The following is a 23,345-nucleotide window of genomic DNA, read 5'->3' on the forward strand; positions in this document are numbered from 1 at the left end:
TGCATCGTGAATATCGAAGAAAACTGCGCATTGCCTTGATCTGACTTGTCAATCGCTAACCAACCAGACTCGTCTATCCGATGTGGTCGACGAAGACGGCTCTGTCGTGCGATTGATCGCACTCGCGTTCGACACTTTGCGGTCCTGATGAAGGTTAGCTGTCGCGCTTGTTAAGCAACGGGACAGCAGGCGCATGACAGATGGTCGCATCGGAAAGCGTGGATTAGCGGACCAAGGGAACCTATTTTCGGCGCCGATGTACCTGATTGAAGCTTTACCCACCGTCATCGGAACGGCCGCGATCGCACCGGCGCTGCTGATGCTGTGGCTTGTCATTGCTGCCGAGGAACGCCCGGGGCCGCCGGCCCAGGTCTGGACCGCGTTGCTGCTTGGCGCAGCCAGCATCTCTCTGCTGGGTCTCGCCCGGGCCCCCTTCGCCAAGATGGTCGCGGCCCCCGACAATCCCTGGGCGGCGCTCGCCATGCATTCGGTGTTCGGCGTCGCACTGCCTGAGGAGGCGGTAAAGGTGATCGCAATCGTCCTGGTCTCCTCGACCAAGCGGCGGACCTTCGCCAACCCGATGGACACAGTCGTCTATGGCGCTGCCGTCGGCCTCGGCTTCGCCGCCTACGAGAACCTCGCTTATCTGGTGCAGCATGCCGAGATGTGGCGGTCGCTGGCAGCGCTGCGCAGTGTTCTCACAGTGCCGTTCCACGGCGCGCTCGGCATCATCGCCGGCGCTTACCTCACGATCGCGCGCGCTGGCACGGCGCTCGGTGCGAACCGCCATCACCGTGACTGGGCCCGTCTCTCCAGCCGCCTGCTGATGCTGATCGGTCCCCTCGCTTTGCATTCCGCGTTCGATTTCCCGCTGCTCACCCTGCAGCGCATGCCGGATCTTGACCCGACATTAAGGATGTGGCTGGGCGGGGCGAGCCTGCTGATCGGTTTCAGCTCGATCGCTTTTGCCATGCGCCTGGTGCGCCGCGTCGCGCGCCATCATGCGCCCCGCACCGAAATCGCGCGGGAGCGCCTCAGCCAGCTGCGCCGGATGTGGGCTCTTTTGCTCGCCGGCGGTGGCGTCGGCTTCCTCGGCCTTGCCTTCGTTCTGACCTCGATCCACCACTGGCTCATCAACCCCGAACGCAATCTGACGCTGGCGCTGATCCCGATCGGCTTCGTCTCGATCCTGCTCGGCCTTGCGCTGCTGGTCGTCACGACGGCGATCTACATTCTTGGCCGCAACCGCATCCGCACCAGTGGCGAAGGTTTTTCGTCAGCGCACGGCGGCGGTTGATCCGCAGGATGGCAAGCCGGGTGCGCGCGTATTAGATTGGGCGCACACCTTTCGATCTGGAGCTTGCCGATGACATCGCCCGAGGATTTTTCACGGCTGCAATCTGCGATGAGCCAGGCGGTGAAGGCGCATTGGAAGGCCTTCCTGTTCGAAGGCATTTTGCTTGCCGTTCTCGGCGTCGCCGCGCTGATCCTGCCGCCGCTCGCAAGCCTCGCGATCACGATCTTTCTCGGATGGATGTTTCTGGTCAGCGGCATCGGCGGATTGGTCGCCACCTACTGGGCGCGCACCTCGCCGGGATTCTGGTGGTCGTTGATCTCCGCGGCGCTCGCCGTGCTCGCCGGCATGTTGCTGCTGGCCCGCCCGATGCAGGCGGTGCTGACGTTGACCATCGTGCTCGGCGCTTATTTCCTCGCCGAGGGCGTCACCACCATCATGTATGCGCTGGAGCACCGCCGAGAACTGAGCGGGCGTTGGTCGTGGCTCCTGATCTCGGGCCTCGTCGATATCGCGATCTCGTTCATGGTGATCACGGGCCTGCCGAGCTCGGCGGAATGGGCGATCGGCCTGCTCGTCGGTATCAACCTTCTGTTCGGCGGCGCCACCCTGATCGGCATGGCGCTGGCGGCACGCAAAAGCAACAGTTGAGGTGCCTCGAAGCCCCTCGCGCCTATTGGGGGATGACAAGGCGCCCATGGCGCGCTATATGACCGACCATGATCACCGTCGCCACCAGCTATTTTTGGTACTTTAGCTACGACAGCTCGCTGGCGGCAGGAGGATCGCGCTCAATCTGAAATATTGAAGCAAACGTCCGAACAGCCGCCAGACCTGGCGGCTTTTTTATTGGCCGGCAGGTTCTCAAAATGACAGGAGCCCGCCGTGCTGAGCACGACCGACGATCTGCGTATCCGCGAACTGAAAGAGCTGAGCACGCCTGAGGACGTGATGCGGGAGGTCCCGCGCACCCTCACGGCGACCCGCGTGGTGATGGCGGCGCGCAACGCCATCCACGCTATCCTCAACGGCCAGGACGATCGGCTTCTGGTCGTCGTCGGGCCCTGCTCGGTCCATGATCCCAGGGCCGCCATCGAGTATGCAGAGCGTCTTGCCGCGCTGCGCGAGGATCTCGCCGACCAGCTCGAGATCGTGATGCGTGTCTATTTCGAGAAGCCGCGCACGACGGTCGGCTGGAAAGGCCTCATCAACGATCCGGATCTCGATGGCAGCTTCGACATCAACAGGGGCCTGCGGCTTGCACGCAACGTGCTCTCGGCCATCAACAATCTCGGCCTGCCCGCCGGCACCGAATTCCTCGACATGACGACGCCGCAATACATCGCCGATCTCGTCTCCTGGGCCGCGATCGGCGCGCGGACGACCGAAAGCCAGATCCACCGCGAGTTGGCCTCGGGTCTATCCTGCCCCGTTGGCTTCAAGAACGGCACCGACGGCAACGTGCGCATCGCCGCTGACGCCGTGAAGTCCGCCTCGCATCCCCATCATTTCATGGCAGTGACGAAGCTCGGTCGCTCGGCGATCGCCTCGACCGCTGGCAACGAGGACTGCCACATCATCCTGCGCGGCGGCAGCAAGCCGAACTACGATGCGGCAAGCGTCGCGGCCGCATGCAACGATCTGGCAAAATCCGGCGTCGCCCCGCTGGTGATGGTGGATGCGAGCCACGCCAATTCGAGCAAGAAGCCGGAAAACCAGCCGTTGGTCGCGGCCGAGATCGCCGGCCAGATCTCTGGCGGCGAGAACCGCATCATGGGCGTGATGATCGAGAGCAATCTCGTCGCCGGCCGCCAGGACGTGGTCGCGGGCAAGCCGCTGATTTACGGGCAGAGCATCACCGATGGATGCATTGATTGGGCGACCACGGCGACCGTGCTCGAGCAACTCGCCGATGCGGTAGAGATCCGGCGCAACACCGCGCGGGCCGGACGGCACGAGCGCTCCGCGTAAGGCCACAAGGCGGGCCGGGCGATGCTGTTCGCGCCCTGCCCGCCGCGCAACAATGACGGGCTTAGCAGCCGCGGCAGATGCTCTTGATCTTCTTGTCGAGCAGGGCGTCTTCCTTGCTCACCGGATTGTTCGAATCGCTTAGATTCTTTTCATTCGGCACGTCGCCGGCCCGCGGCTGACGATGACCGATCGGTGCCTGGGGCACCGATCCAGAAGTCGCGCCGCCGGATGTCGATTCCTTGGTCCCGGTCTGCGCGATCGCAGCTCCGCCGAGCAAGACCACGAGCGATGCCACCACCATGATCTTCTTCATGTCCGATCCTCCATTCCTCAAACCGGCGTTCTCCGTCCGCTCAATTCTCGGGCGGATAGAGATGAACGTCGCCGCAATAGTCGACGATACGATAGCGCGTTTCGGTCTTCGCATCACCGGCATCGGCTGCGGTATTTTGCGCCGCCAACACATAATTCGGCCCGACCGGGGACTTACCGGCGCCGCCTGGTATGTCGATGACATAATCCGGCTGACACAGCCCTGACACCCGTCCGCGCAGCTGCCGCATCAAATCCTGCCCCTGCGCCAGCGTGGTGCGCAGATGCGAAGTGCCCGGCGCGAGATCGCCATGGTGCAGGTAGTAGGGCTTGATCCGGCATTCGACGAACGCCCGCATCAAATCCGACAGCGCAGCGAGGTTGTCATTGACGCCCCGCAACAGCACGGACTGGCTCACCAAAGGTATCCCTGCATCGACCAGCCGCGCGCAAGCGCCCCGGGCCGGGCCGGTCAGCTCGCGTGCATGGTTGGCATGCACGGCAACCCAGGTGGTCGCGCCCTCGATTTTCAACGCAGCGACCATCTCGTCGCTGATCCGCGCAGGATCAGCGAGGGGTACGCGGGTATGCAGGCGAATGACCTTCACGTGATCGATCGCGGCAAGATCGGCCATGATTTCGCTCATGCGACGTGGCGACAGCATCAGCGGATCGCCTCCGGTGAGGATCACCTCCCAGATCTCGCTATGCATGCGGATATAGTCGATCGCAGCACCATAGGCGCTGTCCGAGAGCGCGTTCTCCTTGCCGGGCCCCACCATCTCGCGGCGAAAGCAGAAGCGACAATAGACCGCGCAGACGTGAACGAGCTTGAACAGCACGCGATCGGGATAGCGATGCACGATCCCCGGAACCGGCGCGTACGGATGGTCGCCGATCGGATCGGCGCTTTCGCCTGGCTGCATCTCGAGCTCGGCGGCGGCCGGAACGAATTGGCGCGCAATCGGATCCTGGGGATCGGATTTGTCGATCAGATCGACCAGCGCCGGCGTGATCGCCACCGCATAGCGCGCAGCGACGCGCTCCAGCGCGGGCAGTGCCGTGGAAGGTGCAAGGCCGGCGGCCACGAGTTCGGCCGGCTCGCGCAATGTCCGTGCAAGATTGGGCTTCGTCATACTTAACTTAACGCTTCATTTGCTGGCGGCGTCCACACCACCTGATCAATCCGTGTTGCACCGCTTGCCAGCATCACCAGCCGGTCGAAACCGAGCGCGACACCGCTCGCCTCAGGCATCGCGGCAACAGCGGCCAAAAAATCCTCGTCCAGCGGATAGGCCTCGCCATAGCGGCGCTGCTTCTCCGCCATGGATGCGGTGAAGCGCTTGCGCTGCTCCTCTACGTCGGTGAGTTCGCCAAAGCCGTTGGCGAGCTCGACACCGCAGGCATAGACCTCGAACCGTTCCGCGACCCTGGGATCGCTAGCCTTCACCCGCGCCAGCGCCGCCTCAGGAGATGGGTATTCGAACAGAATGGTCAAACGTCCCTGTCCCAGATGCGGTTCGACATGCTCGACCAGGATCTTGCTGAAGATATCCGACCAGGTATCGTCCTGGGCGACCCGCACCTTGTCGGCGGCCGCTCCGGCGAGCGCGGCACGGTTACCCTCATTGCCCGAGATTGTCGACAGCAGGTCAATGCCGGCGAATTGCTCGAAGGCGCCCGCGACGGTCAGCAGCTCAGGCTCTGCAAAGGGGTCGGCGGTTCGGCCGCGGAACGAGAAGGTCCCGATTCCGGTTGCTTGCGCGGCGTGGGCGATCACCACGACAGTGTCGGCCATGATGGCGTCGTAGGGCGCGTCGGCCCTGTACCATTCCAGCATGGTGAATTCGGGCAGGTGCAGGTCACCGCGCTCGCGGTCGCGGAATACCCGGGCGAGCTCGAAAATCCGCTCCTCGCCGGCCGCCAGAAGCTTCTTGCAGGCGAATTCGGGCGAAGTCCGCAGGTAGCGGCTGGCACGGCTGCCATCCGGCCGGATGATCTCGGTCCGGGGAGCGTGCAGATGGGTCTCGTTGCCCGGTGAAACCTGGAGGACGGAGGTTTCGACCTCGACGAACCCCTGCTCGGCGAAAAAGCCCCTGACAGCGCCGGTAATGGCTCCCCTAGCCTGGAGGAACGGCCGCCGGTCGAGGTGCCGGCTGGGCGTCCAGAACGGTGAGATCGGCTTGTCCCCAGCCATTAACCGACGCCCCTCTCGGCCAGCAAAATGCTGGCATCGAACGGCAAAATCAGTATGTTGCGGCCCGAAACGGGCGCCAAGGTCTGATTTGAGGCCCCAAGTCCCCCATCGATTTGACCACGTCCTGGCCGGTGCCGGGCCAAGCAAGCAGGAAATATAGCTTTGAGAGTCATCGCCAGTTCTATCCGCAAAGGCAACGTGATCGAGCAAGACGGCAAGCTCTATGTCGTCGTGAGTGCCGAGAACATCCATCCCGGCAAGGGCACGCCGGTCAGTCAGATCGAAATGCGCCGAATCTCGGACGGGGTAAAGATCTCCGAGCGCTACAAGACTACCGACCAGGTCGAAAAGGCCACCATCGAAGAGCGCAACTACACCTTCCTGTATGAAGATGGCGACGGCTTCCACTTCATGAATCCCGAGACCTACGACCAGGTCCAGGTCTCCAAGGACGTCGTCGGCGATGCCGCGGCCTATCTTCAGCCAGACATGACCGTCAAGCTGTCGACCCACGACGTCAACGTGGTCTCGCTCGCTCTGCCGCAGCGCGTGACACTTGAAGTAGTCGAGACCGAGCCGGTGACCAAGGGCCAGACGGCTTCGTCGTCCTACAAGCCCGCCGTGCTCTCTAACGGCGTCCGCACCACCGTTCCGCCCCACATTTCGGTCGGCACCCGCATCGTGGTGATGACCGAAGACGGCTCCTACTCCGAGCGCGCCAAGGACTAAGCGACGAATCAGGATAGGTGCCGCCGGGGGGCGAGACAGTGGTTGGGAAGAGTTTCCGCTTCGTCTCGCTGCTTCTGGCGTCGCTCTCGCTCCTCCCCGCCACGCCGATCGCTGCAGACGAAATCCGCAGCCCTTCCCTCACAGCCCTGCGCGTCGATTGGCGCGCAGCGCTCGACCAGCTCCGCACCGAGATCAGCAGCCACCCGCAGATCGCGGGCGATTTCATCTTCGTGCCGCGTCGTTCAGTGCCGCGCTTCGATCCGCGTGCGATGCCGGCGCTGGTGCAGCTCAACGCCATCTCGTCGCAATTCTTCACCGGCATTTCCCGCAGCCCCGTTCCCGTGCTGCTGCCGTTCGATGCCGCCGCCTATCTCGAGGCGCAACGCAATGGCGCGCCGGGCACGGCGCTCGCGCTGTCTCGCTATCAGGCCGATTTCAATCCCGTCGACATGTTCGATGCCGGCCCTGCCGGCTACAGTGCGAGCTTTTCACTCGAGCCTGGCGCCGGCGAAGGCATGCCGACACGAACCTTCGCAAAGCCAGTCGAAGTTCAGATCACTGGGTCGGCACTTGTCTACGACATCGCCGATCCCGCCGGCGGCAAGGGCGAGCAAGCCAAGCCGCTTGCGACCGTCTATCCAGACCTGCGCCGGTTCATCCGCGAAGGCTATCTGCGCTACGCGTTCACACGCTTCGGCGCGGCCTATGTGGTGTCCGTCCAGTGCCTCGACAGTGTCGCAAAACCACGGCGGCTGGCCTGCAAGGAGGCCTATCCCGTTGCCGAGCGCTTCCTGAAGGCGTTGCATGTCGCCGGCGGCCAGCGCGCGCGGCCGTTGATGGACGTTGCCTCCCTCGTGATCGATCGTCCCAGCGGGCGTGCGGCGGATTTCAGCTACCGGCCGAGCGGCGACATCATCCCGAACACCGGCTATCGCAAGCAGGGCGGCCATGCCGATCCGATGGCCTATGCGCAGATCCGCTTCCCGCTCGAGACGGCGCCGGCCTTCGTGCATTCGCAATCCTACTCCAAGCGCGAGAAGGACGACGGCCCGACCGCCTATCCCTGGCGCGACAATTTCTGCGAGTCACGCAGCTTCGAGGTTTGGCAGTGCGGCGGCGGCTATGGCCATCAGGGCGAGGACATCCGGGCCGCCGATTGTCCCCCGCCCGGTGACAGCCGCAGCCCCTGTGATCCCAGGCAGCGCGGCGTCGTCGCCGTGCGCGACGCCGTGGTGATCCGCGCGCCCAAGGACCAGGCTGCGACACTCGAGGTCAACAGCCGCACCGAGCACATCCGCTTCCGCTATATGCACATGAATCCGCAGGCGCTGGATGCCAATGGGGTGCTGAATGGCCGCATCGTCACCGAAGGCGAGAAGATCGGCGTGATCTCGAACTATCTCGACCATCCTGCGGGCACGTCGATGCATTTGCATTTCGACGTCCAGGTCTTCACACGCGATGGCTGGATCTGGGTCAGCCCCTACGTCACGCTGGTCTCGGCCTATGAGCGCCTGATCCGCGCCCGCGGGCGCGAAATCGGCCCGGAGATCGCGAGCACCCCGCAGCCGGTCGCTCATGCACTGCCCGAAGACGTGCTCAAGCCCGATCATCGTGAGGGATCGAGCAGCGACGAGAATTGAGCGCGGCGACCTCGATCGCGCATCCCGGACCAGCGATTGGGTGTCCGAGATACGATCGGCTGGTTAATCCAGATAGGTCGTCAGCTGGGCGCCCTCATCGGCCACGAACACCGCGATCAGTTCGGCAGGTTCCGTAGTGCTGGCGTTGGCGGAGACCAGATGTGTTGCGCCCGGCGGCTCGAAGAAGGACTGGCCGACACCAAATGTCTCAACCGGACCACCGCCGAGCTGGGATCGGATCTCGCCCTTGGTAATGTAAGCAATCACCGAGCCAGCGTGCCGATGCGGCCGCGAAAATCCGCCCGGACCGTAGAACACGCGCACGATGGTCACCCGTTTGCCCGGCACGTTGGGCAGTGCGTAGGACCCGATCGGCTCGACCTTGTCGAGTGGCGAGCCTTCCGCAGCGTTGGCGCAGAGCGGCGCGAGTGCGTCTGACACGATATCCTTCGTGACCGGTAGCACCCTGCCGATCGCAAGCGCGCAGGCAAATCCGCCGACAACGGCCAGAGCCATAGAGCGTAACGGCATCGGATGCTGCATGTTGGCGAGATTCATTGCGCTCATGACAATCTCCGTCCTGGCCAATCAGGATGCAGCTTGAGCAGCGCCCGGGCGCTTCGGAGGCGTCCAGCGAAAGGCCGCGCCGAACCGATTCCAGACGTTGATCGAAGCGACCGCCGAGGTCAGATAGGTCAGCTCCGTCTCGGAGAATTCGCTCTGCGCCTGGGCATAGACCTCGTCACCAAACCCGTCCGGCAGCAACGTCAGCGCCTCGGTCCAGGCCAAGGCAGCGCGCTCGCGCGCCGAGAAGATCGGCGCCTCTCGCCAGACCGCGACCAAATGCAGCTTGTCCGCTGGGATCCCTAATCGCTCCGAGAGCAGCACGTGATGCTGTACGCAGAAGGCACAGCCGTTGATCTGCGAGGCGCGCAACTTGACGAGCTCAAGGAGCTGCTTCTCGAGCCCGGCCTTGGCCGCAACCTGGCCCAGCGCCAGCACCAGGTCATAGGCGTCAGGCGCGATCCTCTTGAAATCCTCGTATTCGCTTCGGGCGTGTGACATTGCCGTGCACCTCGTGTTATTATAAGACTACTTACATCTTATAAGAGCTCTTATATTATGCGCAAGTCAGACGGCATCACGAAATCGAAACCGGAGCAAAGGGCACCCAAAGAGGAGCCTGCGATCCGCGTGCCCGCCCCTGGCGAAGGCAAGCGCGGCGAGCAGGGCTATCTCGGCTATCTCCTGCGCCAGGCCCACGCCGCCGTCCGGCTGAAGATGGAACGGACGCTCGTCGATCTCGGCGTGACCTCGCCGCAATTCGCCTTGCTGACCATGCTGAACGCCTACCCGGGCCTGTCAGGTGCCGACGTCGCCCGCCTCACCTTTCTGACGCCGCAAACCGTCGGAGTGATCATCCGCAACCTCGAGCGCGACGGCGCGATCGTAATGACGCCGCATCCCATCCACGGCCGCATCCAGCAATGGACGCTGACACCGCGCGGCAACACACTGCTGAAGGCTTGCCGGGAACGGGTGATCGAATTGGAGAAGCGCTTGGCCAGTGGCCTCGATGCCAAGGCGGAGGCAACCATTCGCCGTTGGCTTGCCGGCATCGCGGCCGATCTGCAGGAGGAGGCTTAGTCACCTCCTCCATCGCCCCCGTCACCATCCCCGAAATCGGCGAATCCGGCGTCGCCGTCACCCTGAATGCCGCGGCCGAAGTTTTCCGCGATGATCATCATGATGACGACCAATAGCCCTGCGCCAACAGGCCAGGGATTGGCACGGATGATGTCGTCTCGCACGTGCCCATGATGCGCAGAAGCAAGCGAACCGACCGTCAAAGGACATGCTTAAAGCTGCGGATTTGAGCGGCTGCGCTATCCGCCTTTCAACGCTTTCTTAACTTCGCCATCGGGCCAGTTCGCGCCTGCCGCAATGACCCGGACGCGGCTTCGGTCCGCACCATTCACCAACACGTGCGAACTTATCCGGTCGCCACTCGGCTCCAGATTCAACTCCGTTTCCGGCTTCCAGCTCAGCGTCGCTGCGAGATCGCCGGCAAAAATCTGCCAGCAAGATCCGTCGTCGAGTTCGACGACATGGCTCTCTGCATGTGCGCGTATCTTCATTGCACCCCAAGTCTCGTCGACGAACGTGGGCCCCGGCGCTTAGCCAGGGCCCCTGCTCCGTCAGTCGTTGTCATGATGAATCACGGTCTTGCTGCGATTACCGAATTCATCTTCCTTCTTGATCACGGTTTTGCGGTCAGCGGGCTCTCGCTCCTTGATAACCGTGGTCCGGTCGCGATCGCGGTCACGATATTCGTGCGACTGTCCGACCGTCACGCCGGCGCCGACCGGACCGACGTGAACGCCGACCTCATCCGCAAACGCAGGCGTTGCGATAGCGCTGATCATGGCCGCGGCAAACAGGTACTTCCTCATCTTGTCCTCCTCTGATGTCGTGGGGAGCAAATGCAGCAGTGCGACGGTTTGTTCCGGGGGGAACCGCTGTTCCCGCGTTCCCGGAACCGGCTCACAGGGACCTGGATTCCGGCTAGAATAATCGCATGAAACACACTGATTCCTCGGCCACTCACGTCAGCCGCCGGGCTGTGCTCAGGTCCACGCTCGGCGCGGCCACCATGCTCGCACTTCCGACACGTGCCATTGCATCGCCTCCCGGATTCGACGAATGGCGCGAGGGATTTCGCGCGCGCGCAATGGCGAAAGGCATTTCGGCTGCGACCTGGCAGCGCGCGATGGCACGGGTCGAGCCCGACATGAGCGTGTTCAAGCAGATGCGCAACCAGCCGGAGTTTCACGAGCAGCTCTGGCAATACATCAACCGCCGCGTCTCCGACTGGCGCATCATCAATGGCAAGATCGCGCTGAAGAACAACGAGGCGTTGTTCGCGCGGATCGAGCGCGATTTCGGTGTCGAGCGCGGCACTCTGCTGGCGCTGTGGGGCGTGGAGTCCGCCTACGGCGATCCGCTGGTCCAGCAGAACCACATGACGCCGGTGTTTCCCTCGCTCGCCGCGCTCGCCTGGAACGAGCCGCGCCGCAAGGCTTATTGGGAAGCCGAGTTGATCAATGCGCTGCGCATCGTCGACAAGGGCTGGAGCACACCGGAGGAAATGCGCGGCTCATGGGCCGGCGCGATGGGGAATTCGCAGTGGATGCCGGAGGTCTGGCTCAATGTCGGCATCGACTATGACGGCGACGGCAAGGTCTCGCCGTTCGGCAAGCCCGACGACGCGCTGGGATCGACCGCAAAGTATCTCGTCAATCGCGGCAAATGGCGCCGCGGCGAGCATTGGGGCTACGAGGTGCGCGCGTCCGGCGAGATGAGCGGCAGCCGCACGTATTCTGCGTGGCAGGCAGCCGGCGTCACCCGTGCTGATGGCCAGCCATTCCCACAACCGAACGCGTCCGCGCAAATGTGGACGCCTGTTGCAGGCGGTCCGACCTTCCTGCTGGGACCGAACTTCTATTCAGTGAAGAGCTATAATCCCTCGATGAATTATGCGCTCGCGATCTGCCATCTCGGCGACCGCTGCCTGGGTGCGCCGCCGTTCATTCAACCCTTCCCCGGCTCCGAGCGCGTGCTGACGCTCGCGGAGGTGCAGGAGATGCAGACGCGTCTGACCAAGGCCGGCTTTGACACCGGCGGCACCGACGGTCGCGTCGGCAATGACACCATGAAGGCGATCAAGGATTTCCAGCAGCGCGCCGGCATCACGCCCGCCGATGGATACGGCGGGCTGAAGGTGCTGGCGAAGCTGCGGCAGGGATCTTGAGCCGCGTCAGTGCCGGTACTGCGGTTCTTCCGCATCGAGCTGGCGGCGGATCGCGGCGAGATGCAACCGCGCGGATTCGGAATCGCCTTCGCGCATCTGCGCGTAGGTTGCGGCTGCGATCGCAGGATCGACCGGCTGCACCTGACGTCCGGTCGACATCGCCAGCACCTGCACTTCGGCGGCGCGTTCGAGGTAGTAGAGATCGTCCCAGGCTTCTGCAATCGTCGGCGCCAGCACCATCACGCCGTGATGTTTCATGAAGATGATGTCGGCATCGCCGACGGCTGATGCGATGCGCGCGCCTTCGCTGACATCGAGCGCGAGGCCGTTGTAGTCGCGGTCGACCGACGTGCGGCCGTAGAATTTCAGCGCCGTCTGGCCGGCCCAGATCAGGGGATCGCCTTCGGTCATCGAAAGTGCCGTCGCATAGGGCATGTGGGTATGGAACGCCACCTTGGCGCGCGGCAGGCGCTTGTGCATCTCCGCATGGATGTAGAAGGCGGTCGCCTCAGGCTCGCCCTCGCCATCGAGAACGTGGCCGTGAAAATCGCAGATCAGGAGCTTTGACGCGGTCAGCTCGCGGAAGGCGTAGCCGTAGGGATTGACGAGGAAAAGATCGTCATGGCCGGGAACGACGGCCGAGAAATGGTTGCAGATGCCCTCCTCAAAACCGTTGCGCGCCGCCATGCGGAAGCAGGCGGCGAGATCCTCGCGCGCAGTGCGGATGGCATCGGTGGCGAGGTCCGGCCGGTTGGAGCGGACAGCTGCGGGTGAGGAGGCGTGAAGGCTGTGCGCCATGGCGAAGGAGACCTCTTTCGGACGGGGGACGGCAGCGTTTTACAGGGCCGACGCCTGCGCGTCAGCCCCTGCGGCCGCCGCCCTGCCTTGCGCGTTTCACGCCCGCCGTGGCACCCCGCCGGCATTCATGCCGCCATCGATGACGAGCTCGGTGCCGGTGACATAGCGCGAGGCATCGGACGCCAGGTACAGCACGCCGGAGGCGATCTCCGCCGCCTGGCCGGCGCGGCCGAGCGGGGTTGCGACCTTGGCGCGTTCCTCCGGATCGATCGGGGCGTTCTGGCCGGCGCCACTCGCTCCGGTCGGGATCTTGCCCCAGATCGGGGTGTCGATGATGCCGGGATGCACCGAATTGACGCGTATGCCGTCGCCGGCAGCCGCGCACTCCATTGCGATCGATTTCGCGAACAAGCGTACGCCGCCCTTGGTCAGCGAATAGGCCGAGAGACCCGGCGCGCCACGCAGGCCCGCGAGCGACGACATCATGATGATCGAACCGCTGCCGTGTTTGCGCATCAAGGGCAGGCAATGCTTGACCGAAAGAAACACGCCATCGAGGTTGATCGCATTCTGCTTGTGCCAGTCAGACAGCGTCATATCGGTGATCGAGGGCACGGCAATGCCGATGCCGGCATTGGCGACCATGATGTCGAGGCGGCCGTAGCGCTTGGCGATCTCGGCGACGATTTCGATCCAGCGCTCCTCGCTGGTGACGTCCTGCTCCAGGAAGATCGCGTTGCCGCCGGCCTTTGTCACCCGCTTGGCGAGTTCGGGCCCGCGCAATTCATCGATGTCGGTGGCGATGACGGTGGCGCCCTCGCGCGCAAACAGCTCGACAATGGCCTCGCCGATACCGGAGGCGCCGCCCGTCAGCAGCGCGATCTTGCCCTCAACCTGCCCTGCCATGTTCGCTCCGCTTCTTTTTGTTGTTTGAGGCCGTTACCTAATCACGGATGGACCCTGATCCGGAAGTGCGACGTCGATGACGCGAAACTGCACGCGTTCGACACCCTGATAGCGATCGACCGACAGCGAGCCCGCGACGTGCAGTTGCTGGCCGCGATTGGCCACAAGCGCGTTGCCGAGCTTCTGTCCGACTGAACGGAACGCGATGCCGTTAACGATCGAGCCGTCGCCCGATTTGAAGCGCAAGCGCAGATGCGTCTGCCCGACTTCATCGGCAAAGACGAGCTGGTGCGCCGGCAACGCCAGGACCGGCTCCGGATTACCACTGCCGAAGGGCCCTGCGCGATTGAGCGTGGTGGCGAGTTCCGGCGTCACCGCGCGTGCCGAGATCGCGCCGTCGATATAGAGTTCGTTGACATGGCGCGCCTCGGCGACGTCCTGCGCCAGGGCATTCTCCAAATAGGCGCGGAATTCGGCGAGCTTTTCTTTCCGCAGCGTCACGCCTGCGGCCATCGCGTGGCCGCCGCCCTTGAGCAAAATGCCATCGGCAACGGCCTGCCGCACCGCCTTGCCGAGATCGACGCCGGCAATCGAGCGCCCCGAGCCGGTGCCGATACCGCCGGGTTCCAGCGCAATCGCAAAGGCGGGCCTCGAAAACTTCTCTTTCAGTCGCGAGGCAACGAGGCCGACCACGCCGGGATGCCAGCCTTCGGAGGCCGTGACGATCACACCAAGCTTGTCCTCCAAGCCGATTGAGGCCAGCGCTTCGGCTTCGGCCTGCGCTTCGGCGGCCTGCTCGATGACACGGCGCTCGCTGTTGAGGCGGTCGAGCTCGGCCGCAATCCGCGCGGCCTCGACGCTGTCGCCTTCCAGCAAGAGCCGCACCCCCAGATCTGCGCGGCCGATGCGGCCGCCGGCATTGACGCGCGGCCCCAGCATAAAGCCGAGATGCCAGGCTTCCGGCGGCCCGTTGAGCCGCGCCACGTCCATCAGCGCGGTGTGGCCGACATGGTCGCGGCGCCGCATCGCGATCAGACCTTTTGCGACAAAGGCACGGTTCAGGCCGATCAGCGGCGCCACATCGGCAACAGTGCCGAGTGCGACGTGATGCAACGAGCCCAGGAGATCAGGCTCCGGCAGCTCCGCATTCCAGAACCTGCGCTGGCGCAGCTCTCGGTTCACCGCGACCAGCGTCACCAGCACGAGACCGACGGCGGCGAGGTGGCCGAGGCCGGAGAGATCGTCGAGCCGGTTCGGATTGACCAGCGCGTCGACCTGCGGCAGCTCGGAGCCGGCCTGGTGGTGATCGATCACGACAACCGACATGCCGAGGCGCTTGGCCTCGGCGAGCGGCTCCATGCTGGTGGTGCCGCAATCGACGGTGACCAGCAGCGTGGCGCCCTTTGCGGCCAGCGCCCGCACGGCTTCGACGTTGGGGCCGTAACCTTCGAAGATGCGATCGGGAATGTGGATCAGCGGATCGAGCCCACAATGGCGCAAATGCCAGGCGAGCAGCGCCGCCGAGGTCGCGCCATCGACGTCGTAGTCGCCGAAGATCGCGACGGTCTCGCCCTTCGCTGCCGCATCCGCGATACGTTTCGCGGCGGCCTCCATCTCCGTCACCGTGAACGGATCCGGCATGAGCTTTCGGATGGTCGGATCGAGGAAGTCGGGGACGGCGTCGATGTCGACACCGCGGCCTGCCAGGACCCGCGCGAGCAATTCCGGCAGCTGGTGACGCTGCACGATGGCGAGCGCCGTGGCCGCCCCCCGCGCATCCAGCCGGGTGCGCCAGAGCTTGTCGGTCAGCGAGCGCGCCACCCCCAGGAACGCCTGGGGCAATTCGACGGGGAGTGCGGATGCGGGAGGAGCCATATGCGTTCAGTCCGTACGACGAGGGTAGCACATAGGGCAATCACCTGATGCCCCGGCCAGGCCGTTTTGCACAGCGCAGCCAACTCCAACCAACGAAACAACCCCATGCACAGTAGCGGGAGCATTGTTTTCGCGACGAATTTTCCGATGTCGTCGGCCCCACCGGCAAAGCCGTTTGACACGTCGGGCAAAACACCGGCATTCTGGAATCATGGCGCCGTTCTGATCGGCCTCGTCGAACACCAGCCGTGGCGCCCCTAGGCACTCCCGCTGCCGTCCGCTTCGGTGTGCAATGTTGCAACTCCGAGCGTTTGCGAGGGGCGCTCTCCGAACATCGCGAGGTAGTACTGCGCGAACCGGCCGAGCTCGTAAAAGCCCTGGCCCATCGCGACGGCAGCGACGGTGGTCGAACCGGGCGCGCTCTGGTGCAGCATCGAATGAGCGGCACACAGCCGCTTGTGTCTGAGGAAGCTGACCGGGCCGAGGCCGAACACCTCCTGAAAGGCGCGGTGCAACGTGCGCCTGGACACGCCAAGCGCCGCGCAAATTTCCGACACGTGCACCGGGCGGGTGCCGGTCTCGTCGAGATAATCCTCGACCCTGCGGACCAGCCGTCGGGCTGAACGCAGCCATCCGTTGTCATCTGGGGGAAGCGACGACATGACGTTGACCGCCATACACTCCGCGATCGCCCTCCTCCAGTATTCGGCGGTCGACGACGTCAGGCCCGATCTGTGGGTGCGCAAATGCGACATGATGGCGACAAGCCGGCGCGTGGCGATCTGCCCGTTCGCAGCGTCGGCCCTGAAATGACCCCGGCTGCGCCAAGTGTCGGGATCACCGAGCCTCGCTTCGCCACCGAACAAAGACGCAACGTCGTTGAGATCGAGGCGCATCGCCGCGTAAGCGGAGCCGCCGTGAAAGACCCCGTCGTGCTCGAGCAACGGCGGAATCACGAGCACATCGTTGAGCTGCATGTCGAACGACCAATGGGCCACGCGGTCCTCGGCCGCGAGCAACATCCCGATGATCAGCTTGTCGTCGCTGGCGACGCGCTGCGTGCGCATGCCGACGTTGAAGGTGCCGATGCTCAGCGAAAACTCGCCGATGCCGATGTGCGACAATGTCCCGCGCAGCCGCCCGCGGCCGAGCTGCATCACGTCGACATGCGAACCGTGGACGGCCTGGTGAAGACCTTCAAAGCCATCCAGTTTTTTCGAATCAACCAGAAGGATTTGGCCCATGGCCGCACCCTGCCACTCAAGCGCGACTATTCTACGGCAGGCAGCAACGCAACGCCATCCCGATGCGAGGAGGTGCGGTAAAGTAAACTCGCGTTTTTGAGGCAAATCTCCTGACCACCCGAAAACTGTCTGTTGCCCACAACAGTGTCGGCAGACCCTCGACGCGAAAGCGCTCGCCGTTTTCCGAGACCCATGTGACCCTTGCGCGCTCACCATCGGGCCATTCGATGATGTGGTCAGGCGCCAGCTTTCGTATCGATTGGATCATTGCCTAATTCTCACGGTTGCGGGCCCCTTCTAATCGCGCCTCTTGAGGCCAGCAAAATGAGCCGCAGATATGCTGCTGGGTGCTCTTCGCAAACTTGCCGCAGTGCGGGGTTGCCATGCCGTCTCCAGTCGGCAAGGAAGCCGCTATGGAAGGAGTGGCTCGTAAAAGCTTCCTGAGACGGTCGCGTGGCGGCCGCTCCGGGCCGCCAGCGTGGTTTTCGGAAAGCGGTCGCGCCCATCGCGCAGTGGGACGGGTCGCTCGAACGACGCGGTCGCTCCGGTGCTGTATGGCACAGAAGGATCGGATGAAACACGCGGTCTGACCCGTGCCTGAGCCGCAATGGCTGGTGCTCGCTCGATCTTCACGGACGGCCTCCGCCGGTCGCGATCTGACCAAGACCGCTAATGCGGCGGTATTTTAGCAATTTCAAACGCTTGGGACCGAAAACACCAACGCTTTCACTTCGGGGCCCGGACTCGAGACCAATAGTCGCCGCTTTTGTCAATTCGCATGATGTTTCAGCTGTGTGGCCGACGTCTCCGCGGACCACCCAGCTTCCGCCGGCCCACTGTGCATGGTGATGTTTCGAAGTTTGCGTTGCGCGCAGGCCGATTCCGCGTTGCAGGGAGATCATTGTCGTCGCGATATGCGCCTACCCCTCAATTTCTTGCGGAGCGCAACTGCCACGCATGCGACGTGCTTCTCACCGCTAGCAGATGTGCTAACCTTTTCGCGTCTGCCACCTCGACAGACCGAGTCAAACAGCAAAACAAAGAACCTGCAGCCCTGGCGGCTGCGTTAGGGGAGTGACGCGATGACATCGATGATCCATCGATCCGTGTTGGCGCTTGCAGCCGTGACCCTCCTTGCGGGAACCACCGTTGCCAATGCGCAGGACAAAAGCACGCCACTGAAGAAATACGAATCAGGCACCAAGGAATTTTGGACGCATCCGCCGGACGATTGGTTCCTCGGCGACGAGACCGAGGCGCAGAAGGGCCTCGCGCCGCCATCGGGTCCGCCGACCGGCGCGTCCGATGCTGAGCTCGCCAACATCGTCAAGAAGGTCAAGCTGCCGGCGGGCTTCAAGATGGAGGTCTATGCGTCCGGCGTGCTGGCTGCGCGGCAGATGGCCTGGGGTGACAAGGGCACGCTGTTCGTCGGCTCGTTCGGCCTCGGCAACGTCTATGCCATCAAGGACAACAACGGAAAGAAAGAGGTCAAGACCATCCTCAAGGGGCTGAACATGCCCACGGGTCTCGCCGTCAAGGACGGTGCGCTCTACGTCATCGCGGTAGACAAGCTGATCCGCTACGACGACATCGAAAACAAGCTCGACAATCCCGGCGAGGGCAAGGTCGTCTATGACGACATGCCGTCCTATGCCGCTCATGGTTGGAAATACCTCGCGGCCGATAAGGACGGCTGGTTCTACATTCCGTTCGGCCCGCCCTTCAACATCGGCATTCCCCCGACCAGCGTCTCGCAGATCCGGCGCGTCGATCCCAAGACCGGCAACGCCGAAATCTGGGCGCTGGGCGTTCGCAACTCGGTCGGCGGCGACGTCGATCCTCGTACCGGCAAATATTGGTTCACCGAAAACGCCCGCGACTGGATCAGCGACGATCTGCCCAGCGACAAGCTGAACATGATCAACAAGATCGGCGAGCATTTCGGCTATCCTTACTGCCACCAGGGCGACTTGCCCGACGATAAGTTCGCGATGGGCCACAAATGCTCGGAGTTCACGCCCCCCGTCCTGAATCTGGGCGCGCACGTCGCTCCGCTCGGCATGAAGTTCTATACCGGCGACCAATTCCCCGCCGAATACAAGAACAACATCCTGATCGCCGAGCATGGCTCCTGGAACAGACACAAGTATCAGGGTGCCCGGATCGTGCGCGTGATCGTCGATCCTGACGGCAAGAACGCCAAGGAAGAAGTGTTCGCTTCCGGCTGGCTCGAAGCCGACCAGGGCTATCTCGGCCGTCCTGATGACATCATCCTCGCCAAGGACGGTTCGATCCTCGTCGCCGACGACTGGGCCGGCGCGGTCTATCGCATCAGCTACAGCAAGCAGTAGCGCGCGACGACAGGAGGCTGCGGCGGCCCTAGCGGCGCCGCAGCTTCTCTCATTTCAAAGTCTCACGCTGTCGTTCCGGATTGGGCCAGCGCAAGTCCGGAACCCCTAACCCCGACTCGCTGTTATGGAGTTCGGGCATGTGCTTCGCACGCCCCGCAATGACGCGGTCGATAGATCGGAATTCCCATATGCGCCGGCAGTTCGTCTCGCAAGCCATCAGCGCGGCTGCGCTTCTCGCAGTTGGCGCCCTCTCCGCAAGCGCCGCCGACAATGCGGCGGTCCAGGAGAAGGCTGCCGTCTGCTCCGGCTGTCACGGCGAGAACGGCATCTCGCAGACCGAGAACATCCCTTCGCTGGCCGGCCAGCCCGATCAATTCTTGCAATGGCAGCTCGTGTTCTTCCGCGCCGGCTCACGCAAGAACGAACAGATGCAGCCGATTTCCCAGGACATCAGCAACGAGGACGTGCGTAGTCTCGCCGCCTATTTCGCGGCCATGACGCCGCCCGCGCCTGGCGAGGACAACGATCCGGAACTCTCGAAGAAAGGCGCGGAAGTTGCCGTCGGCCGCCGCTGCGCCTCATGTCATACGGATAGCTTTGCCGGCACCAAGGCTGTGGCGCGGCTCGCAGGCCAGCGCGAGGAATATCTGGTCAAGGCGTTGCACGACTACAAGAGCAGCCAGCGTGTCGGCGGTGGCGGCGCCGCGATGGCCGATGTGGCCTACCACATGAGCGACGAGGAGATCACCGCCGTCGCGCACTATCTCGCGTATTTGAAATAGCGCCGTGCGCAGCCACAAGCTACGCAGTCGGCCCGGACAAGCGAAGCGCAAATCCGGAACCCATACCCCAACCAGATGTTTGGCGAAGGCTGATGGTGACCAGCTCGCTCACCCGCGGGAATCGGTGGCGCGGGGCAAGCGTTGGAATTGGGAATAGTGGCCATGGCACTGGGAGTGCGGGCAGCGCTATAGTAACGGCAACGGCAATGCTGATGCCGCACTATCGTTCGCTTCTAGCCTCGTGGAAACTTATCCGTGTTCGCCTAACCGCTGTGATCGCGGGTGGTCGTGCGCCGAGCTCTAATTGGGCGCCGCATCGGAAGATGCAAAAGGAGCGGCGACGGATACTCGCCGACAAACATCCGGCACCGCCGCGTACAATGCGTCTATTTAGGATTGTCTGCGTTGCCGAAATGAAAAGCCTCTGCCCGGCTCCAGAAAATGACGAAAAATGTCGCGAAGCTCTGGGGCCAGGCAGGTCGATGCGAATCGCTTACTTCCGCGCTGCGCAGGCGTACATGTTGATCTCCATGCCAACCGGCACTTCGACGATCTTCGGTGCTTTCCAGGCCATTAGTGAACTCCCGGGTTTGGCGGCACGATCGCCGCAAGAACTACACTAAAAGCATATCAAACTGACAAACCGGCGTCTTCCTCTTTGTTTAAGCCCCGGCAGACTGGGCCGGTCATTGCGGGTCCTTTCTGCTTGGAACCCAGAAGCGGGTTGTCCCAATCGCCGGCTCTTTCGCATCACGCCATAATCACCCTCGCGCTCGAGGCGCCGCATTTCGGCAAAGCGCACAATTGTTCGCCAAGAGCAGCAAGGCACATCCGGGCGGCCTCCGGAACCCGGTCTTCGGCGTTGTCGGCGGCGACTTCCAGCAGCTGCTCGACACCCCTGCGTCCGACGGGAGCGACGGTCCCGAACTCGGCAAGATAGGCGCGGATTGAGTTGATGAACGCAGTCTGCTGTCTGACAGCCGACATATCTGGGATGCGGCAGCGATGGGCCGCAAACGGAAGTGCGGGAATGCGTTCGATCGCGAAATTCAGTAGCCCCACTTTTGCAGCAGGACTCTACGATGAGTTTACTGCTACGGCGCTTTCGCCAACGTCCTGGCAAAAAACTCCTGCGCTGCCGCGATCGCCTGACCATGGGTGTCCGCCTGCGGGACGCTGAAGGTGCACCACTGCGGGAATGTTGCCCGCCCGGCGTCGGTACAATCAGGCAAAAAATCGGTGTGACCGACGCCCGGCAGCCGTAACAGCGTCGCCCCGGGGATCGCCTTTGCCGCGATGAGGCCGTTCGTCGCCGGCGGCACGTCTATGTCATCATCGCCCAGTATGATGCTAACGGGCTTGCGCATGGCTGCGAGGCTTGCGGGATCGAGCAGTTGAATGGGCCCCGGAGCCATGACGAACGCCGCCCGCACTTCGGGCAGGGCATGACTTTCGCCGGCACGGGCACGCTCGGCGGCAACTTCCGGCGAAGCCAGGGCTTTCCTTTTGTCGGCGTCCGTCATCGGTACTGGACTGCGCGCGCGCTGATGACATGTACCATCGTCGGGATTCTCGGTGCAGAACGCGGTAAAACGATCGAAATCGAAGGATCGCGCGCCCGCCGCGACAAGCGCCGTATATCCGCCGAACGACAGTCCCGCCGCACCGACGCGCGCCTTGTCCAGATGTGGTCCAATCACAGGGTCATTTTCGGCAGCCGCGAGAGCTGAGCGCAGGTCCTCCGCGCGGTCCCAGGGCAGGAGCATGGCCGCCGTCGTCTTCACATCCATGCCGTTATCGCCGGGGTGGTCGACCGCGATCACCACATAGCCGGCGCGGGCCATGGCGATCCCGAACCAGCCCACCATGCGAGCGCTGGCGCTACCACCAGGCGCCAACAGCAGGATCGGACGCGGCCCGCCATCAGCGAAAGGCGCGTTGAACGCGACCGACCCGACATTCCAGAAGGGCTTGGCCGGTGGGTCGAGGCCGACGACCAATGGCTGCTCTACCGCATCCTTTGCTGCAGGATACCAGACGGTGACGCGCAATTGGTCGCGATGCTCCGCGTCGCGCAGGGCGGCCGTCTTTTCGGTCGTCACACGATGCGTTTCGCCGACAGGGTCCGCCTGCGCGCGTTGGAATGACAGAAGAACGAGCAACGCCGCGCCCAACGAATATTTCACCTTGGCCCTCACGTACATCCGTGAAACGAAAGCCTATTATTCATGGACCGAAAAACAATACAATCTTTGGCTGCGTGACTTTCTGGAAGGCTGTGCTTCGCCGCGGATCCGAAGCACCCGCCATCCGAAAGCCTTCGCAGAACCGGACATCCGCGAGTTTGTGAGTACACGCCCCTCATCAATGGCGGCGCAGCGTCGCAGCAATCATTTCAGATATTCGTCACCCGCGTTCTCGCGTAGCACTCAGCTGGTGCTCTCGACGAAGACCACCGGCGTCCCCTTCGAGACGCTCGCTGCGACCCGTTCCGCATCCCAGTTGGTGAGACGCACGCAGCCATGCGACTGCCCCTTTGAGATATTTTGCGGCGAGGGCGTGCCGTGGATGCCGTAGCCGTCGGCGGACAAATTGATCCAGACGATTCCCACGGGATTGTTCGGGCCGGGCCTGATCTTGAAGGGTTTTTGGGAGTGAACGCCCTTGAAGTGATAGGCGGGGTTGTAGCGATAGGTCGGATTGTGGTCGATCTCGGTGACCTTCAGTGTGCCAGAAGGTGACGGCTTCTCCTCGCTGCCGACGCTCGCCGGATAGAATCCGATCAGCGCATTCGACTTGTCGAACAGCTTGACGGTTTGCCTGACCTTGTCGATTTCGACCCTGTCGGCCTTGGCAGGCGCGGTACCGCCCCCATCAGCCGTGTCGACGACGACGATGGTCTCGCCGGCACGGTCGAAGTGGCGGCCCGGGTTGAGCGCCACCAGAAGCTGCTCGCTCATATGAAACTTTTCAGCCAATTCTTCGCGCGGACTGGTGTAGCCGAGATGGGGGATGTCCTTCATGTCCTCCATTTTCGCCGGAAGCTTGCGCAAGAACGGCCCCGCGACGTCCTTGTCGGTGATGGTGTAGGTCGCCGTCACCGGCCGCTCGTCCGTCCGCAACGCTTGCCAGACATCATTCGTCGGCGCGTCCGAACTCGGCAATTGCCGGGCCTCCGCATAGGCTCGCAGCGCCTTCTTCGCGTTCTCACCGAACTTGCCGTCGATCTCACCCGGGGAGAAATGCGCCCGGTCGAGGAGGACTTGCAGATGGACCCCGGCCGGGGTCGGCTTTTCGGTCGAGAGCGTCTTCTTTGATGGCTCGGCGGAATTGATTGCGTCCGCCGTCATCTCGGCTGCGAACGCTCCCGACGCTGCAAGGGCCAAGACAAGAGCGAAGCAGATCTGCCCCGTTTTCCTCAGCGTCATCGTC

24 protein-coding genes are annotated in these 23,345 nt (G+C 63.3%); 9 read left to right on the forward strand and 15 right to left on the reverse strand.

Annotated elements, in window-relative coordinates; all coding sequences use genetic code 11:
- The first annotated feature begins 256 nt into the window (after positions 1-256).
- The 3 genes from ACVWZ4_RS30420 to ACVWZ4_RS30430 all read left to right on the forward strand — a co-directional run bounded on the left by ACVWZ4_RS30420 (position 257) and on the right by ACVWZ4_RS30430 (position 3,265).
- Entirely contained in the window at positions 257-1,297 is a 1,041-nt protein-coding gene (locus ACVWZ4_RS30420) for a PrsW family glutamic-type intramembrane protease (protein WP_456741780.1), read from the forward strand.
- A 69-nt stretch (positions 1,298-1,366) separates the two neighbouring features.
- Entirely contained in the window at positions 1,367-1,945 is a 579-nt protein-coding gene (locus tag ACVWZ4_RS30425; RefSeq protein WP_456703466.1) for an HdeD family acid-resistance protein, read from the forward strand.
- 234 nt (positions 1,946-2,179) lie between these two features.
- Positions 2,180-3,265: a 3-deoxy-7-phosphoheptulonate synthase gene (locus tag ACVWZ4_RS30430; protein ID WP_456735052.1), complete on the forward strand. Its 1,086-nt coding sequence runs from the start codon at positions 2,180-2,182 to the stop codon at positions 3,263-3,265.
- A gap of 61 nt (positions 3,266-3,326) precedes the next feature.
- On the opposite strand, the gene ACVWZ4_RS30435 is transcribed toward ACVWZ4_RS30430, so the two are convergent.
- From ACVWZ4_RS30435 to epmA, 3 genes are read right to left on the reverse strand one after another with little or no spacing between them, the layout of a single operon-like run.
- A complete protein-coding gene (locus tag ACVWZ4_RS30435) occupies positions 3,327-3,578 on the reverse strand; it encodes a hypothetical protein (RefSeq protein WP_456703464.1) in 252 nt (83 codons plus the stop codon).
- A gap of 40 nt (positions 3,579-3,618) precedes the next feature.
- Complete coding sequence (locus ACVWZ4_RS30440; protein WP_456741781.1) at positions 3,619-4,713, reverse strand: lysine-2,3-aminomutase-like protein; 1,095 nt, start codon at positions 4,711-4,713, stop codon at positions 3,619-3,621.
- A 2-nt stretch (positions 4,714-4,715) separates the two neighbouring features.
- Positions 4,716-5,774 carry an EF-P lysine aminoacylase EpmA gene (gene epmA, locus ACVWZ4_RS30445; RefSeq protein ID WP_456703462.1) on the reverse strand — a complete coding sequence of 353 codons (1,059 nt, stop codon included), beginning with the start codon at positions 5,772-5,774 and terminating at the stop codon, positions 4,716-4,718.
- Positions 5,775-5,936: 162 nt separating this feature from the next.
- Here epmA and efp point away from each other — a divergent pair, with 162 nt between their 5' ends.
- Positions 5,937-6,503 (forward strand): elongation factor P, encoded by a 567-nt coding sequence (gene efp, locus ACVWZ4_RS30450; RefSeq protein WP_027557928.1) that lies wholly within the window; start codon positions 5,937-5,939, stop codon positions 6,501-6,503.
- Between the two features lie 17 nt (positions 6,504-6,520).
- Entirely contained in the window at positions 6,521-8,146 is a 1,626-nt protein-coding gene (locus tag ACVWZ4_RS30455; RefSeq protein ID WP_456735050.1) for a M23 family peptidase, read from the forward strand.
- A 63-nt stretch (positions 8,147-8,209) separates the two neighbouring features.
- Here ACVWZ4_RS30455 and ACVWZ4_RS30460 read toward each other — a convergent pair whose 3' ends face one another.
- Together ACVWZ4_RS30460 and ACVWZ4_RS30465 are read right to left on the reverse strand one after the other, a co-directional pair.
- Positions 8,210-8,713, reverse strand: a complete 504-nt coding sequence (locus ACVWZ4_RS30460; RefSeq protein WP_456741782.1) for a cupin domain-containing protein — start codon at positions 8,711-8,713, stop codon at positions 8,210-8,212.
- Positions 8,714-8,734: 21 nt separating this feature from the next.
- A complete protein-coding gene (locus ACVWZ4_RS30465) occupies positions 8,735-9,211 on the reverse strand; it encodes a carboxymuconolactone decarboxylase family protein (RefSeq protein WP_456735048.1) in 477 nt (158 codons plus the stop codon).
- A 57-nt stretch (positions 9,212-9,268) separates the two neighbouring features.
- On the opposite strand from ACVWZ4_RS30465, the gene ACVWZ4_RS30470 reads away from it, so the two are divergent.
- Entirely contained in the window at positions 9,269-9,793 is a 525-nt protein-coding gene (locus tag ACVWZ4_RS30470) for a MarR family winged helix-turn-helix transcriptional regulator (protein ID WP_456790426.1), read from the forward strand.
- A gap of 239 nt (positions 9,794-10,032) precedes the next feature.
- Here ACVWZ4_RS30470 and ACVWZ4_RS30475 read toward each other — a convergent pair whose 3' ends face one another.
- The gene (locus ACVWZ4_RS30475; protein WP_456703456.1) at positions 10,033-10,284 is read right to left on the reverse strand and encodes a hypothetical protein; all 252 of its coding nucleotides are present in this window, start codon (positions 10,282-10,284) and stop codon (positions 10,033-10,035) included.
- A 60-nt stretch (positions 10,285-10,344) separates the two neighbouring features.
- Positions 10,345-10,599 carry a hypothetical protein gene (locus tag ACVWZ4_RS30480; protein WP_456741783.1) on the reverse strand — a complete coding sequence of 85 codons (255 nt, stop codon included), beginning with the start codon at positions 10,597-10,599 and terminating at the stop codon, positions 10,345-10,347.
- Positions 10,600-10,724: 125 nt separating this feature from the next.
- On the opposite strand from ACVWZ4_RS30480, the gene ACVWZ4_RS30485 reads away from it, so the two are divergent.
- Positions 10,725-11,957, forward strand: a complete 1,233-nt coding sequence (locus ACVWZ4_RS30485; protein WP_456703454.1) for a lytic murein transglycosylase — start codon at positions 10,725-10,727, stop codon at positions 11,955-11,957.
- Positions 11,958-11,963: 6 nt separating this feature from the next.
- Here the strand turns inward: ACVWZ4_RS30485 and ACVWZ4_RS30490 are convergent, their stop codons facing one another.
- From ACVWZ4_RS30490 to ACVWZ4_RS30505, 4 genes are all read right to left on the reverse strand, one after another.
- Entirely contained in the window at positions 11,964-12,755 is a 792-nt protein-coding gene (locus tag ACVWZ4_RS30490; RefSeq protein WP_456703453.1) for an aldolase, read from the reverse strand.
- A 96-nt stretch (positions 12,756-12,851) separates the two neighbouring features.
- Positions 12,852-13,661 (reverse strand): SDR family NAD(P)-dependent oxidoreductase, encoded by an 810-nt coding sequence (locus ACVWZ4_RS30495; protein WP_456735044.1) that lies wholly within the window; start codon positions 13,659-13,661, stop codon positions 12,852-12,854.
- A 33-nt stretch (positions 13,662-13,694) separates the two neighbouring features.
- Complete coding sequence (gene recJ, locus ACVWZ4_RS30500) at positions 13,695-15,536, reverse strand: single-stranded-DNA-specific exonuclease RecJ (protein ID WP_456741784.1); 1,842 nt, start codon at positions 15,534-15,536, stop codon at positions 13,695-13,697.
- Between the two features lie 257 nt (positions 15,537-15,793).
- The gene (locus ACVWZ4_RS30505; RefSeq protein ID WP_456735042.1) at positions 15,794-16,780 is read right to left on the reverse strand and encodes a helix-turn-helix domain-containing protein; all 987 of its coding nucleotides are present in this window, start codon (positions 16,778-16,780) and stop codon (positions 15,794-15,796) included.
- Between the two features lie 1,082 nt (positions 16,781-17,862).
- Here ACVWZ4_RS30505 and ACVWZ4_RS30510 point away from each other — a divergent pair.
- Together ACVWZ4_RS30510 and ACVWZ4_RS30515 are read left to right on the forward strand one after the other, a co-directional pair.
- Positions 17,863-19,131, forward strand: a complete 1,269-nt coding sequence (locus ACVWZ4_RS30510) for a PQQ-dependent sugar dehydrogenase (protein WP_456703450.1) — start codon at positions 17,863-17,865, stop codon at positions 19,129-19,131.
- A 188-nt stretch (positions 19,132-19,319) separates the two neighbouring features.
- The gene (locus ACVWZ4_RS30515) at positions 19,320-19,913 is read left to right on the forward strand and encodes a c-type cytochrome (protein WP_456703449.1); all 594 of its coding nucleotides are present in this window, start codon (positions 19,320-19,322) and stop codon (positions 19,911-19,913) included.
- A 493-nt stretch (positions 19,914-20,406) separates the two neighbouring features.
- On the opposite strand, the gene pqqA is transcribed toward ACVWZ4_RS30515, so the two are convergent.
- From pqqA to ACVWZ4_RS30535, 4 genes are all read right to left on the reverse strand, one after another.
- A complete protein-coding gene (pqqA, locus tag ACVWZ4_RS30520) occupies positions 20,407-20,487 on the reverse strand; it encodes a pyrroloquinoline quinone precursor peptide PqqA (protein ID WP_012029362.1) in 81 nt (26 codons plus the stop codon).
- A gap of 176 nt (positions 20,488-20,663) precedes the next feature.
- Positions 20,664-20,900, reverse strand: coding sequence for a hypothetical protein (locus ACVWZ4_RS30525; RefSeq protein ID WP_456735041.1), 237 nt, complete (start codon positions 20,898-20,900; stop codon positions 20,664-20,666).
- 107 nt (positions 20,901-21,007) lie between these two features.
- Positions 21,008-22,087, reverse strand: a complete 1,080-nt coding sequence (locus tag ACVWZ4_RS30530) for an alpha/beta hydrolase family protein (protein WP_456735040.1) — start codon at positions 22,085-22,087, stop codon at positions 21,008-21,010.
- Positions 22,088-22,342: 255 nt separating this feature from the next.
- On the reverse strand, positions 22,343-23,341 hold the full coding sequence (locus ACVWZ4_RS30535; protein WP_456735039.1) for a L,D-transpeptidase family protein: 999 nt from the start codon (positions 23,339-23,341) through the stop codon (positions 22,343-22,345).
- Positions 23,342-23,345 lie beyond the last annotated feature (4 nt).

This window comes from Bradyrhizobium sp. USDA 4472, from assembly GCF_054058595.1.